Source organism: Portibacter lacus (genome assembly GCF_021533215.1).
GTDB classification, from domain to species: domain Bacteria; phylum Bacteroidota; class Bacteroidia; order Chitinophagales; family Saprospiraceae; genus Portibacter; species Portibacter lacus.
Genome location: NZ_JAJNKA010000015.1, coordinates 17812 through 32498 on the forward strand (window position 1 = coordinate 17812; position 14687 = coordinate 32498).

General features: G+C 35.9%; 14 protein-coding genes. 8 read left to right on the plus strand and 6 right to left on the minus strand.

The genetic code is table 11. The annotated features are described in order from the left end of the window. The first annotated feature begins 134 nt into the window (after window positions 1–134). Window positions 135–4148, plus strand: coding sequence for a T9SS type A sorting domain-containing protein (locus L2586_RS20460; protein WP_235294816.1), 4014 nt, complete (start codon window positions 135–137; stop codon window positions 4146–4148). A 132-nt stretch (window positions 4149–4280) separates the two neighbouring features. Here L2586_RS20460 and L2586_RS20465 read toward each other — a convergent pair whose 3' ends face one another. The 6 genes from L2586_RS20465 to L2586_RS20490 all read right to left on the minus strand — a co-directional run bounded on the left by L2586_RS20465 (window position 4281) and on the right by L2586_RS20490 (window position 8086). After that, complete coding sequence (locus L2586_RS20465; protein WP_235294817.1) at window positions 4281–4841, minus strand: DNA-3-methyladenine glycosylase I; 561 nt, start codon at window positions 4839–4841, stop codon at window positions 4281–4283. Beyond that, window positions 4832–5404 carry a nitroreductase family protein gene (locus L2586_RS20470; protein ID WP_235294818.1) on the minus strand — a complete coding sequence of 191 codons (573 nt, stop codon included), beginning with the start codon at window positions 5402–5404 and terminating at the stop codon, window positions 4832–4834. The genes L2586_RS20465 and L2586_RS20470 overlap by 10 nt, the downstream gene beginning before the upstream one ends. 100 nt (window positions 5405–5504) lie before the next feature. Continuing rightward, window positions 5505–6167, minus strand: a complete 663-nt coding sequence (gene msrA, locus L2586_RS20475; protein ID WP_235294819.1) for a peptide-methionine (S)-S-oxide reductase MsrA — start codon at window positions 6165–6167, stop codon at window positions 5505–5507. Between the two features lie 77 nt (window positions 6168–6244). Beyond that, the gene (locus L2586_RS20480; protein ID WP_235294820.1) at window positions 6245–7006 is read right to left on the minus strand and encodes an outer membrane beta-barrel protein; all 762 of its coding nucleotides are present in this window, start codon (window positions 7004–7006) and stop codon (window positions 6245–6247) included. Window positions 7007–7166: 160 nt separating this feature from the next. After that, window positions 7167–7802 carry a peroxiredoxin gene (locus tag L2586_RS20485; protein WP_235294821.1) on the minus strand — a complete coding sequence of 212 codons (636 nt, stop codon included), beginning with the start codon at window positions 7800–7802 and terminating at the stop codon, window positions 7167–7169. A gap of 11 nt (window positions 7803–7813) precedes the next feature. Continuing rightward, window positions 7814–8086, minus strand: coding sequence for a hypothetical protein (locus L2586_RS20490; protein ID WP_235294822.1), 273 nt, complete (start codon window positions 8084–8086; stop codon window positions 7814–7816). Between the two features lie 273 nt (window positions 8087–8359). On the opposite strand from L2586_RS20490, the gene L2586_RS20495 reads away from it, so the two are divergent. From L2586_RS20495 to L2586_RS20525, 7 genes are all read left to right on the plus strand, one after another. Next, window positions 8360–8707, plus strand: coding sequence for a hypothetical protein (locus tag L2586_RS20495; protein WP_235294823.1), 348 nt, complete (start codon window positions 8360–8362; stop codon window positions 8705–8707). Between the two features lie 597 nt (window positions 8708–9304). After that, window positions 9305–9649, plus strand: coding sequence for a hypothetical protein (locus tag L2586_RS20500; RefSeq protein WP_235294824.1), 345 nt, complete (start codon window positions 9305–9307; stop codon window positions 9647–9649). Between the two features lie 695 nt (window positions 9650–10344). Next, window positions 10345–10689 carry a hypothetical protein gene (locus tag L2586_RS20505; protein WP_235294825.1) on the plus strand — a complete coding sequence of 115 codons (345 nt, stop codon included), beginning with the start codon at window positions 10345–10347 and terminating at the stop codon, window positions 10687–10689. A gap of 86 nt (window positions 10690–10775) precedes the next feature. After that, on the plus strand, window positions 10776–11936 hold the full coding sequence (locus L2586_RS20510) for an aminotransferase class V-fold PLP-dependent enzyme (protein ID WP_235294826.1): 1161 nt from the start codon (window positions 10776–10778) through the stop codon (window positions 11934–11936). 64 nt (window positions 11937–12000) lie between these two features. Then, complete coding sequence (gene ettA, locus L2586_RS20515; protein WP_235294827.1) at window positions 12001–13671, plus strand: energy-dependent translational throttle protein EttA; 1671 nt, start codon at window positions 12001–12003, stop codon at window positions 13669–13671. Window positions 13672–13675: 4 nt separating this feature from the next. Next, window positions 13676–13993, plus strand: a complete 318-nt coding sequence (locus L2586_RS20520) for a cupin domain-containing protein (RefSeq protein ID WP_235294828.1) — start codon at window positions 13676–13678, stop codon at window positions 13991–13993. After that, the gene (locus L2586_RS20525) at window positions 13993–14640 is read left to right on the plus strand and encodes an ankyrin repeat domain-containing protein (protein WP_235294829.1); all 648 of its coding nucleotides are present in this window, start codon (window positions 13993–13995) and stop codon (window positions 14638–14640) included. The genes L2586_RS20520 and L2586_RS20525 overlap by 1 nt, the downstream gene beginning before the upstream one ends. Window positions 14641–14687: the final 47 nt, after the last annotated feature.

The following is a 14687-nucleotide window of genomic DNA, read 5'->3' on the forward strand; positions in this document are numbered from 1 at the left end:
GAAATATAGTTATTTGACTATATATTAATTATTTATATATTTAGCTTGTGCTGAATTGAGATTCGTAATAATACCAATTTAACGGGTTGTTTTTTTGTGATTTAATTCAATAAGGATTTTAATATTTTCATACCATGAATAAAAAAATACATTTTGCCTTTTGCCTTGCGATTTTGCTGATTGGATTCAAAATTGTTGACGTAAATGAGGGAGGTAAATCACTACAACAGCCTGAAATGGTGGATGCTAGGTCCTATATCAAGGGAAAGCAGATGAAGAAAAGAAATGGTATTGTGAAAATGGATTCGCCAGAAAAATATGGTGAGATTCAGCGTCAATTAAGAACTCCGATCGATGCAGTAAGTCCACAATATAGCCCGAATTATCTAGTGGAAGAACTTCGAAAGGCTAGAAAGAATTTCGATGGGACTTCAGCTAGAAATGAATTAGATTTTGTATCAAGAGGTCCAGGAAATGTCGCGGGTAGAACAAGGGCTATATTAATAGATCCAAGAGATGATAGCCACAGTACTTGGATTGCAGGCTCTGCGTCTGGTGGAATATGGAAGACCACGGATGCAGGGAAAACATGGAGAAATCTATCTGAAGATTTAACTTCATTATCGACGAACACTCTAGCGATGTCGCCTAGTAATCCTGATGTGATATACGCTGGGACCGGCGAGCATTTTGTGAATGATACAGATGGAAATGGGATGTGGAAATCTGAAGATGGAGGAGAAAGCTGGACACAGATTGCTAATCCTGAACAATATGAGTCTTTCAAGAATGTAAGTAGAATAGTAGTGGATCCTGATAATACAGACATTCTATTAGTCGCCACATCGAATGGATCTTGGGAAGAAGATGAAGATGATGATTTTGTGATTTGGAAGTCGACGGATGGAGGTCAGTTTTTCGAACGAAAGTATACGAGTGAAATTGGCAGAATCGATGACTTAGATGCGAACCCTCAGAATTTTAATACACTTTATGCTGCAGTAGAGGAATATGGAGTCATAAAAAGCGAAGATGGAGGTGAATCTTGGTTGGAGCCTGCTAGCAAGTTTGCAGATATAGGTAGGGTTGAAATCTCTGTATCCGCTGTAGATACATCTTATATATGGGCATCTGCTGTTGGTGGACCTTCGAATTCAGGAACAACAGTTTATGTCAGCAAGACTGCTGGATCGACATGGTCTATTATTCAAGATGAATTAGTAGATTTTGATTATTTGGGTGGTCAAGGTTTTTACGATAATATTATAACTGCTCATCCATACAATGTGAATGAAGCTTACATCGGAGGGGTTAATCTATTCAAGATCAATATTTCCGGACAAGTGGAAGAAGTTCTTGACTTTTCAGTTAATGAGATCAATACAGATTTGTTCATGGAATTTGTTGGTGGTACTGATTTTGAAAATGATGGTGTAATCGCAAAAGAAGACTTGAAATCGGTTTCGATTCGGTTCGGATCTGGGACTCAGAAGGCACACCGATTCACAGCAGGAGGATTAGGAGCTGGAGTTTCTTTCGGAATTTATGATTATGTTGATTATGTGGAAGTTCCGTTTACAGTATGGGACAAAGAGAATGAAGTTCAATTAATGGTATCATTTAGAGATCAGCAAATGGACGGGAAGTGGAATCTGCTGGAGTTGCTGACTTCCGGTGATGCAGATGATCAGTCGCGTGAGTATTTATTCATTCATGATATTCCATATGATGAAGAAGCTTCTCCTATCATTGGCGTAGAAGGCGGAATAGTAGAAGAAATGATGTATTTCATTTGGCCGGTATTAACACCAGGATTTACATTTGATCCGGATAATTTGCCAGTTTCTAGCCTAGAAATCAATAAAGTATTTACTGGAATCGAAACATCTTCTTCAGTTGTTATTTCTGATGCGTATGGTCAATTTAATGGGAATAATACCTTTTCGAATGACAATTTCGTCAACCAGAAAGGGATGCATCCTGATCAACACAATATTGTGATGATCAAAGAAAATGAAGCGGATAAAACATTTAGATTTATTGTAACGAATGATGGAGGTGTCTATATTTCTAATGAAAGTAGTGATCCAGGAACGAAAGACGAGGATTTTAACTATGGCGGCTTTGGTTATAATACTTCTCAATTTTATAGTGCAGATAAAGCACCAGGTGAGCATCGCTACATCGGTGGTATGCAAGATAATTCAACGTTTTTTACACCTGCAGGAGTTCAAGCAGATAGTGCAGCTCGCTATAATTTTGCGATAGGCGGAGATGGTTTTGAATCCATATGGAATAACAGTAATCCTTTTCAATTAATAGGTGGATCACAGTTTAACAATTTTGCGAGATCTTTAGATGGAGGTAAAACTTGGTTTCGAGCTACCGATGTTATTTCTGGGACGAGCCCATTTATTTCTAGACTTGCTAATTCTAAGCGCTTCCCTAATAGATTATTTACATTAACTTCCACAGGTGTCTGGAGAAGTGAAGATTTCGGCGGCTCTTGGATCGGTAGTCCGCTTGAGGAAATGTGGAGTTTTAATAATCTGGCGGACATAGAAGTATCACATGCAGATTCAAGTGTCGTCTGGGCAGGTGGATTTCTAAATAAAGAAGAACGAGTATTTGTATCCCAAGATGCGGGATTGACATTTAGCCCTGTGAATAATTATGAAGGAGAACCTTTGGGTTTTGTTTCAGGAATAGGTACTCACCCTATAGATAATGCTACGGGATATTTACTTTTTTCATTTTCAGGGAAGCCTAAGGTAATTAAGACAACTGATTTTGGACAAACGTGGGAAGACATTTCAGGTTACGAAGGAAATAATGGGATTAGTGACAGAGGATTCCCTAATGTTGCCATTCAGACTTTATTAGTATTTCCTAATAATACCAATAGAATCTGGGTAGGTTCAGAAATAGGAATCATAGAATCCATGGATGGTGGTGAATCCTGGAATTTATTAGATTGTAATATGCCTCCTGTAAATGTCCACGACTTTAAGATTCAAGATGATCAAATAGTAATCGCCACCTATGGCAGAGGCATATGGTCCGTTCAAGTAGATGGAATAGAGCAAAATTATCTATTACATCCATCTGTTATCGCCGGTAGACAAGATATTAAGGGCGACTTAGACATTGATTTTTATCTTCCTTCGAAATTTGATTCATCATTTGTGGTCATTGATGGCGAACGATATGAAAGGGTAGGTGCTAATGAAGTTGGATTGTTTACTTCATTAAAAGATAATTTACAATTAGAAGGTGAGATAGAGATTTTAATTGAATCTTTTTCGAATGGAGAAAGATTGGAATCTATTCCATTTATAATAGACCTCTACATTCCCGGGCCTATCGTAACACAGTACAATAATGATTTTGCGGATGATGCAAGGATAAATGAATTTGTTGGCGATGGTTTTAGGATTATTCTGGAGGAAGAATTTGAGGATGAAGCAATTCATTCTGGTCATCCACATGCTAATGGTATAGAATATACGTACCAACTTACTTCATCTTATCAGCTTACCGATGAAAGCCCGAATCAAATGAGATTCAACGAAGTTGCGATCATAGAACCTGGAGAGCCTGAAACGGTCTTTGGAGATAGTGAATTCTGGGATTATGTAGTTGTCGAGGGATCTAAGGATGGACAAACATGGAATATATTAGCGCCTGGGTATGACTCGAGAGCACATGTAGATTGGTTAGAAGCGTACAATAGAGAAGAACGTGGCACCTCCGAGCTTTATAAGGAGCGATTGATTAATTTAGAAGAGACATTTGATGTTGGAGATACTATACTTGTTAGATTTAGATTAAATGCGGACGCCTTTGTCAATGGTTGGGGCTGGGCAATAGATGACTTAGAAATAGGAACATTAACATCGAGTGTATCGGATGATGTTTTAGAAAATGAGCTATCCATCTTTCCTAATCCTGTCTATGATAATCTTTTCATTAGAAGTGAGTTAGATCTCAGGAATGCAGAGGTTATCATCTATAATGTGAGCGGTGAGCAGGTATTAAATTTATCTTATGCTGAGGAATTAAACGTAAGTCAGTTGGTTCCGGGAGCCTATTTTATGACGATTATAGGGGAGTCAGTTCACGAGGTTCACAAGTTTTTAAAGATTTAGGCGGTATTATAGTTGTAGACATCATTCTTTACTAGTGTATAGCCTAGAATCGAATAACAGACTTAGGTGTAGGTCAATGTTTTTTCACCTTATTGACAAGGATGAATACTCAGACGAAAAAACGTGCAGAAGTTAATGACAGTAACAGTCTGTCGTATGGTCATTAACCATTCCACATGCTTGCATGAAGGCATAACATATGGTACTACCGACGAATTTAAAACCTTTTTTCTTAAGGTCTTTTGACATCAGATCACTGATTTCCGTTTTCGCTGGTACTTCGCTGACATGTTTCCATTTGTTCTGGATTGTTTCTCCATTCACGAATTGCCAGATATACTTGTCAAAACTTCCATATTCTTTTTGAATAGATAAGAAGACTTTCGCATTGGTAACAACACCATTAACTTTAAGCTTATTTCGAATGATACCTGGATCCTGTAAAAGTTGGTCAATTTTTGCCTGATCGTAATGAATAATTTTTTCCGCTTCGAAATTATCAAACACCTCTTTATATCGTGCTCGCTTTTTCAACACAGTTATCCACGAAAGTCCAGCTTGCGCTCCTTCGAGATTAATCATTTCAAATAATAAACGATCATCATGTACTGGTTTTCCCCATTCTAAATCGTGGTAATCGATGTAAAGTGAATCACTACTAACCCAGGCACATCTTATTTTATCTACAGCCATTCTGTCTTGTTTTCTATAGGTGTTCGTGTTGATTCACATTCGAAGTCTTTTTTATAGCCCATGTAGAATAATCCTAAGCACTTTTCACCACTTTTCAAATTCAGAAATTCATTCATCGTGCTAATAGATTTAGGGCTCGACCAATATGAACCTATACCTAATGTTGTGCAACTTAACCACATATTCTGAACAGCGCATGCGACTGCAGCAATTTCTTCCCATTCTGGAACAGATTCTTTAGGATCTCGTTTCATACAGATCGCAATAACGCAAGCAGATTGCTTTGGCTTTTTGAGTGTCTTTTTATATTTCATCGGCGAAAAGTCCTCTTCAGAAATATTTGATTTATAATAGTCGCCTAGAAATTCACTTAACTCATTTAACTTTTCACCTTTCATTATTTTAAATAGCCAAGGTTCTGTCTTTCGATGCGTAGGAGCCCAGTTCGCATTTTCGAGAATTGCTTGTAACGTCTGGTCACTAATTTCCTTATCTTCATACATCTCAGGGAAGATGGATCGTCTTTCTTGAATGATTTTCGTTATTTTCTCAAAGTCTGTCATACCGTATAATTTAAGATTTGATAAAGCGAATTAAGTCATTTTTTTGCTAATCAAATCGATTACCATTAAAAAAGGCCCAATTTTCATTGAGCCCTTATATCTATTGATGATTTTCTTTTAATAATTCAGGATATTTTGCCTGAAATCGTTTGAGCCTTGGAACCGAAACGGCTCTCACGTAAGGTTGATTTGGATTATTTCTTTCATAATCTTGGTGATAATCTTCAGCATCATAGAATGCCTTATATGGAACGACCTCCGTAACAATAGGAGAATCATATACTTTATCTTCTGTCAATTTAGCAATGTACTTTTCAGCGGCTAGTTTCTCAGCATCGTTTTTATAAAATATGGACGATCTATACTGTGTACCTCTGTCTGGTCCCTGCTGATTCAAAGTAGTTGGGTCCTGAGAACCGAAAAAAACTTTTAATAACGTTTCATATGAAATAACACTTGGATCGTAGTAAACTTCTACTGCCTCGGCATGTGCTGTTTTTCCTGCACTTACTTGAGAATAATTAGCGGTACTTTTCTTTCCACCTGCATATCCTGAAATCACCTCTTCTACACCTTTTACTGATTCAAAAACCGCTTCCACACACCAGAAACATCCACTTGCAAAATATGCCGTTTCTAAATCCTCTAAATCAGCATTCACTTCCTTCTTAGAAGCTGATGAATTTATGGGTGATTGTGCATTGCAGCTTATCATTCCGAGAAAAATGATGGAGCTAAATAAAAGTTTATTAATTGAATTCATATTGAATTTTTTCTTTTAAAACTGATTTAAGATCAATTTTGTTTGCAGAAACTACATTGTTTTAAAATTATTAACTTTTATTTTCTCTTCTTTAATTTGGGTCCATAAGATTGATTAAATTGCAATGGCATGTTGTAGACGACAGATAACTGAGCATTAATTGACATTTGATGCATTTCTTCGGTCGTAAATGAAGTTGAATCTTCGATTAAATAGGTCATCGGCTGATAAACTTTTAGTTCTACAGAAAATGGCTTGTACACAACAACGCTCAGATTATAATTAAGACCCCAAGTCACTCGGTTAGTCTCGAAAGCATGTTTCTCATCTTCATTATTCAGGTTGTATACTTGCTTACGATTAGAATAAAATCTGTATTGTACTAACTCTGGACTTCCGTCGTAATCAGGGTCATTGTAATTATAGCGCGAACCTCTTCCAGTAGTCTGGAAAGCCATAGAGAGTTCTGGTCCGAAACCTAGTTTTACTCTACCTATCTTGATGACTGCATTTCCTGCAACATTGAATGCTGAGTTATTAATGCTTATTTCTTCGTAAAAATTCTGTTCTGGACTTTTATTCTCATCTAGCCAATAAGAATCATGATCTATTTCAAAATTTGAATTTACATAGGAGACTTCTGCTTTCACCCCCAAGCCTCTGGCAATAGGTTGATAGATATCTATACCCGCTTGATACCCGTTTCCGAACCTGTACATTTCTGTATAGTTTCCGGATTTATACTTGTTTGTAAAACTTAAATTTCCATTATTTCCAATCTTCACTCCGATGGTTGTGGATTGACATACTGCAGCTGTTCCCCATGCTATCATTAGCATAGAGATGATTAAACACCTTTTACTCATAAAATTAAATCGATATTTGGATTAGTAAAACACCTTTCAGTACAATTGACACAAAGTCAAAAGCTTACCCAATAAAAAAGACCTTGAAATTTAACATTTCAAGGTCTTTTGTAAACTGGTTTGCAATAAGTTGCTAAAGGTTAGGCTGCGGAGTTATTCTTAAATAAGGCTTAATGCGCGTATGACCTTTAGGAAATTTTTCTGGTATTTGCTCATCTGTTATAGATGGAGAAATAACAACATCTTCGCCATTTTTCCAGTCTGCAGGTGTTGCAACAGAGTGATTAGCAGTTAGTTGTAGTGAATCGATAACTCTGAGGATCTCTTGGAAGTTTCTTCCTGTAGATGGTGGATATGTTAGAGTTAATTTTACTTTCTTATCTGGCCCAACTACGAAAACTGACCGAACAGTTGCTTTACCTGAAGCTCCTGGGTGAATCATGTCATATAATTCAGCTATTTTCTGATCACTATCAGCAATAAGTGGATAATTTACAATTGTATTCTGAGTTTCATTAATGTCTTTAACCCATTCATTATGCTCATTAAGTGGATCTACACTAAGTGCAATTACCTTAGTATTTCTCTTTGCAAATTCATCCTTCAATTTTGCAACCATTCCTAACTCAGTCGTACACACAGGTGTGAAATCTGCAGGATGCGAAAATAAAACAACCCATCCATCACCTATGTAGTCATGAAAGTTGATCGTACCTTCTGTTGTTTCTGCTGTAAAATCGGGAGCAGTTTCCCCTAATCTAATTGCCATTGTAAAATTTTTTATGGTTTGAATAATAGTATTAACATTACTACTAATAACAACATAACTAATGAAATTATGTTTTTTAACCACATGTTTTTTCTATAAGAATTTATTTGAAGGATTCTTCTCTTGACAATTTGATCTTTCTCATATAGTGTTAAGCGATCTTTTTCATCTTTTAAATTAGTGGCTGGAGGCGTAATACTTAAAACATCAAAAAGAGATTTTCTCTCTTTAATTAAGTTTTTATTATTCGTTATGGTAACCATTGGTCTGCCACTATATCCCATGACTTGTCTATTATAATTTCATTAACAAATATTGTTTTTTCGGAGTTCCAAAACTTAAAACAGGGTAGTCTTAAAACCTACTTAATTGGTAGTTTTTTTACTGTTGTTCATCGTAAAAAGAATCTGTTTGTGCAACTTTTCCAAATGTTCGTCGTCTTTTAAGTGTACATCGATAGGGCCGTATCATTACAAAATTAAAAGTGAAATACTTGATTGACAAGTATTTATATATTTAAATCTTAATTAACTTAATAATATTAAATAATAACTGTAATGAAAACATCAAAATTATTGTTCGTCGCACTTTTATGTGCATTCTTCGCAAGTTTTAATACATATGCCAATACAGCTGCAATAGCTCCTGCAGATAATCCGACTGAAATTAGACAAGAAATAATGGACCTCGTTAAGTCTATCGATATAAGTGACATTAAAGAAAATTACGAAAGAACTTACATTCAGTTTATCGTAAATTCTAAAAATGAAATTGTAGTTGTGAATGTTTCAAGCTCAGATTTTGAAGCACGAATCAAAAGCAAATTGAACTATAAAAAATTAAAAACAAAGGACGTAAAACAAAATGAAATTTATACTGTCCCAGTTGTTTTCAAGAAGCAATAGTCTTAGTAGTAAAAGTGAGAATTTTTTTAGAGGAGTCCGTTGGTTAGAGCGGGCTCCTTTTTTTGTATGTAGACCTCAGGTCTAAGAGTTTATCTATTCTAGCCGTTCTAATCTAAATTAACTTTCCGCAAAATCAGGAAAGTTCGCAGCCTTTATCTACGCAAATTTTGATACACTGGTCTTTGAGTCTGCCTCCATATATATACATACTATTTTTATTTAGGTAAATTTCTTTTCACTGACTTTCGATTCTAATACTCTTATATATAGTTAAGAGCGGAAATGGTATTGTTCTACATTAAAATTTGACAGAAACTAAGCTAGGAGCCTTGAATTAATAGCCTTATTGTGTGGAAACCTTTCTATTAAATTAAAATGATATTAACAGTTGTCTTAATTAATCTGACGTTCGTCTTTTAATTGATCAAGTTCATAGAATTACCTCCATTTGAGTGCAACCTTTCGAAATAAGCTCCGTCTTTAAAGTGTACAACAATATGAAAATATCTACTCATAAATAACGCATAAATAACAGATTAGTAAGTATTTATATATTTAAAAATTAATTAACATAATAACAATAAAAAAACAATTATAATGAAAAAATCAAAATTAATGTTCGTCGCTCTTTTATGTGCATTCTTCGCAAGTTTTAATACCTATGCTAACACACTAGCAACAACACCTACAGATAATCCGACTGAAATTAGAGCGGAAATATTAAAGTTAGTGAAGTCTATCGACATCAGTGACATTGAAGATAATTACGAGAGAACTTACATTCAGTTCATCGTGAATTCGAAAAATGAAATCGTAGTTGTGAATGTTTCAAGTTCAGAATTCGAAGCAAGAATCAAAAGCAAATTGAACTATAAAAAATTAAAAACAGAGAACGTAGAGCAGAATGAAATCTATACAGTTCCAGTTGTATTTAAGAAGTAAAAAGTGAGAAGTTTACACAACCCATATTGAAAATTAAAGAATTTGCTGGGTTAAAGGAGTCCGTTGGTTAGAGCGGGCTCCTTTTTTTATTTAGTTTTTCGGCTTCGGGGCCTATTAGTATCTATCCATTCCAACTCAGAATAACATCCTGTTAAAGTAAAATAGCTTGAATCACTCTTCTTCTCGATTCTAATATTAAATGTTTTCGAGTCTCTCATTAACGATCAGTTCCTATCCAAAATATCTTCATACTTAAGTTGAATAGACATTATCATCTGCCTTTACAGATATCTTTGAACAGGCTTCGAATCTTCCATGATAGATAATATAATTTCATCACTTTTTAGACCTATCATGCATTTCTGATACTTTACTATTTTATATAAATAACATGGCAAACTTCTAAAGTTGGACCTTAGTTTTTACCCATTATATTTTTATTAACAAAAATTTAGAATCCTCAGATCAAAGGCTAAAATATTATGGTCTTAAATCCTCCTAGGTTAGTAGTTTTTTTCGTGTCGTTCATCGTAAAGCCATTTGATCATGCAACTTATCGAAGGAAAAAAGCGTCTTATAAGTGTAGATCGATATGGCCATATCATTACAAAATATAAAAACAAATACTTGAATGACAAGTATTTATATATGTTTAAAAATCTTAATTAACGTAATAACAATAAAAAACAATTATAATGAAAAAATCAAAATTAATGTTCGTCGCTCTTTTATGTGCATTCTTCGCAAGTGTAAACACCTATGCTAACACACCAGCAACAACTCCTATAGATAATCCGACTGAAATTAGAGCGGAAATATTAAAGTTAGTGAAGTCTATCGACATCAGTGATATTGAAGAAAATTACGAGAGAACTTACATTCAGTTCATCGTGAATTCTAAAAATGAAATCGTAGTTGTGAATGTTTCTAGCTCAGAATTCGAAGCAAGAATCAAAAGCAAATTGAACTATAAAAAATTAAAAACAGAGAACGTAGAGCAGAATGAAATCTATACAGTTCCAGTTGTATTTAAGAAGTAATGGTTTAAATAGTAAAAGTGAGAATTTTTTTAAAGGAGTCCGTTGGTTAGAGCGGGCTCCTTTTTTTATATTTGGGAAAAAAGCGAATGCTAGAATGTAAAAAAGATCTTTTTCTAATCGACGAACATGTACATTATCTGAATAATTCCTACATGTCACCCAATCTTAAGTCAGTAGAAATGGCAGGTGTCATAGCCGTGAGGTCCATGAGTAAGCCATATCTCATCGACCCATCTTCCTTTTTTAAACCATTAGAAGATCTTAAGAAATCATTTGCTCAAGTAATTAATCTTAAGAATCATGAGCGAATTGCCATTGCACCTTCAGCATCTTATGGACTGGCCAATGTAGCATCTAATCTCAATATTAACGGTAAGAAAAACATCGTAATTCCCGAGGGACAATTTCCTTCTAATTACTATTCATGGGATCGCGTGGCTAAAGAACATAATCTAGAAATAAGAATCGTCAGTCCACAAGAATCGATAGAAAATCGAGGTCAATTATGGAACGAAGCCATCATCGATGCCATAGATAAAGATACATTATTGTTAGCTTGCGGTCATGTCCACTGGGCCGACGGAACAAAATTCGACTTAAGAGCATTCAGAAAAGCATGTGATGAGCATGATGCTTTACTGATCGTGGATGGCTCTCAGTCTATCGGCGCACTTCCATTCGATATTGAGGAAATAAAACCGGATGCATTGGTATGTGTGGGTTACAAGTGGCTTTTTGGTCCTTATGGAATCGGTTTTAGTTATTATAGTGAACGCTTTGATCAAGGCAAACCGATAGAAGAAAACTGGGCTAATCGAAAAAACAGTGAAGATTTTAAAAATCTCGTTAATTATCAATCGGAATACAAACCCTATGCTAATCGATATATGGCTGGGGAAAGCAGCAATTTTATCAATGTTCCGATGATGCAGACTGCTTTGCAGCAAATCAATGCTTGGGAAGTTCAAAATATCCAAGATTATTCTGAAAATTTAATATCCTCATATCTTGATGCATTTAGAAGTATAGGATGTAGAATAGAGGATGCAGAATTTCGGTGTAATCATTTACTAGGAATAAAATTACCTGGTCATATCGACATCGATGCAATCGGCAAATCACTTAAAGCAAATCATGTCTATGTTTCTATCCGTGGTAATGCAATAAGAGTGGCGACTAGTACCTATAATTCGAAAACAGACATGGATAAGTTGTGGTCTGTATTATACGAAAATCATATGGTTTAAATTGGTTGTGGAAATTCCACTTTTACGATTAACTTTGAAGTCAAGTTAAAAACAAAAAATATATATGTCAGATAAGAAGGTGATTTTTGCAATGGAGGGTGTAACGAAAACATTTCCACCGAGCAAGACAGTGTTAAAAAATATTTGGCTTTCCTTTTATTATGGAGCTAAAATCGGAGTTCTAGGTTTAAACGGATCTGGAAAGTCAAGTTTATTAAAAATTATCGCAGGATTAGATACTAATTTTCAAGGCAAAGTAACCTTTGACCGAGAATATAAAATAGGTTATCTAAGACAGGAACCGGAATTGGATCCAGATAAAACTGTTAAGGAGATTGTGCAAGAAGGTGTACAGCACATCGTAGATGTAGTTAATGAATATGAAGCCATTAATGCAAAGTTTGCTGAGCCGATGTCAGATGATGAGATGAATGCATTAATTGAAAGACAAGGAGTCATCGGTGAGAAAATGGAGCAATTAGATGCTTGGAATTTAGATCACACACTAGAAGTGGCGATGGAATCACTGCGATGTCCACCAGATGATGCGAAAGTAAGTGTATTGTCAGGGGGAGAACGAAGAAGGGTTGCATTATGTAGGTTATTATTGAGTAAGCCAGATATCTTATTATTAGATGAGCCTACGAATCACTTGGATGCGGAAAGTGTCCATTGGTTAGAACAATATCTTAAGTCTTTTCCAGGTACTGTTATCGCTGTAACTCACGATAGGTACTTTTTGGATAATGTTGCAGGATGGATTTTAGAGCTTGATAGAGGGGAAGGAATTCCGTGGGAAGGAAACTATAGCTCTTGGTTAGAGCAGAAATCTGATCGATTAGCGAACGAGGAAAAAACAGAATCGAAACGTCAGAAAGCCTTAAAAAAGGAGTTAGAGTGGGTTCGTCAGGGACAAAAGGGAAGACAGTCGAAAGGTAAGGCAAGGTTGAATGCATACGAATCGATGAGTAATGCGGATGTTAAGGAAAAAGAGGCAAGATTAGAATTACTTATTCCTAAAGGTCCTAGGTTAGGAGACACCGTAATCAACTTAAATAATGTGACCAAGTCTTTCGATAATCGAGTGTTGATAGATAATTTATCATTTTCGATTCCTAAAAATGCGATCGTTGGTATTATAGGTGCGAATGGAGTAGGGAAGTCCACTCTATTCAGAATGATAATGGGTGAGGAGCAACCCGATTCAGGAAGTGTAGAAATTGGTGAAACGGTGAAACTTGCGTATGTTGATCAATCGCACGAAGATCTGCTTCCTGAGAAAACAATCTTCGAAGTGGTAGGACAAGGTAATGACTTTATAGAAGTAGAAGGTAAGGAGGTCAATGTTAGAGCATACGTCAGCAAATTCAACTTTGCAGGAGCCGATCAGCAGAAAAAAGTAGGAGTTCTTTCCGGTGGAGAGCGAAACAGACTGCATATGGCGATAACACTGAAAGAAGGTGGAAATGTTATTCTACTGGATGAGCCTACAAATGATATTGATGTGAATACCTTGAGAGCACTGGAGGAAGCTATTGATAATTTTGCAGGATGTGTTCTTGTGATTTCGCATGATAGATGGTTTATCGATAGATTAGCAACACACATTATTTCTTTCGAGGATGAAGGTGATGTGGTTTTCTACGAAGGAAATTACAGTGCCTATGAAGCCAATAAGAAAGAGCGATTAGGTGATGTTGCACCAAGAAGACCAAGATTTAAGAGTTTACTATAGGAAAATGAATCATTTAACAATAGGCAAAGTGCTTGAAGAGCTTAAGGAGGTGGAGTCACCCTTTCTTGAGGTTTTCAAGCATGGAAGCCTTGTTGTAGAAATGTATCAACCAGACAAGGTGGACTTGCAATCTCCTCATACTAGAGATGAAGTTTATATAATTGCGGCGGGATCAGGTGCATTTGTGCATAATGAAGTAATGAAAAGAGTAGAGAAGGGTGATTTTTTATTTGTTCCTGCGGGTGACGAACATCGCTTTGTTGACTTTTCTAATGATTTTAGTACTTGGGTATTATTTTATGGGCCAGAAGGAGGAGAATAATGCAATCACTAGAATTATACATATTACGAGGGGAATTAGATTATTTAGAAAATAATCCTGAAGAGGTCAGGGCTGTAGTTAATCGAGCAATTTACTCAGGAGATCAGAAAGAACATAAAACCCATCCTATTCAGTTTGTTTCGGAGAGCATTCATGGACTTAAGATATCTGAATCATTGGGTTTAGGGATGATCAGTTTGTTCATAGAGTTAGGTGCATATGTCAATGGTTATGGAACATGGAAAGAAGATTCGCCACTTTTAGCAGCTATCGGACTGTACCAAACGGAAATCGCCCATTTTTTAATTGACAAAGGTGCCGATTTTGCGCATGTAGGATATCATGGTGCTACGGCATTGCACTGGGCAGCATGGACTGGTCAAGATACATTGGTCGAAGCGTTATTAGAATTTCCAGTAGACATAGATGTATCGGATCATGATTTCGGAGCGACACCTTTACTTTATGGGATACACGGTTATTTCAGAGGAGGAGAAGAGAACAAAAATAACCAAGTGAAATGTATAAAGTTATTGCTTGATGCTGGTGCTAATCCAAGGCACAAAGATAAAGAAGGTAATGATGCTTGGAGTTATGTGAAGGGTAGGGATGGTGATGAAGTGTTGGAAGTGTTAGGAGAGCGATAAGCTGTAAGCCGTTAGCAGTGAGCTACTGAAATGAACTTGAACATACA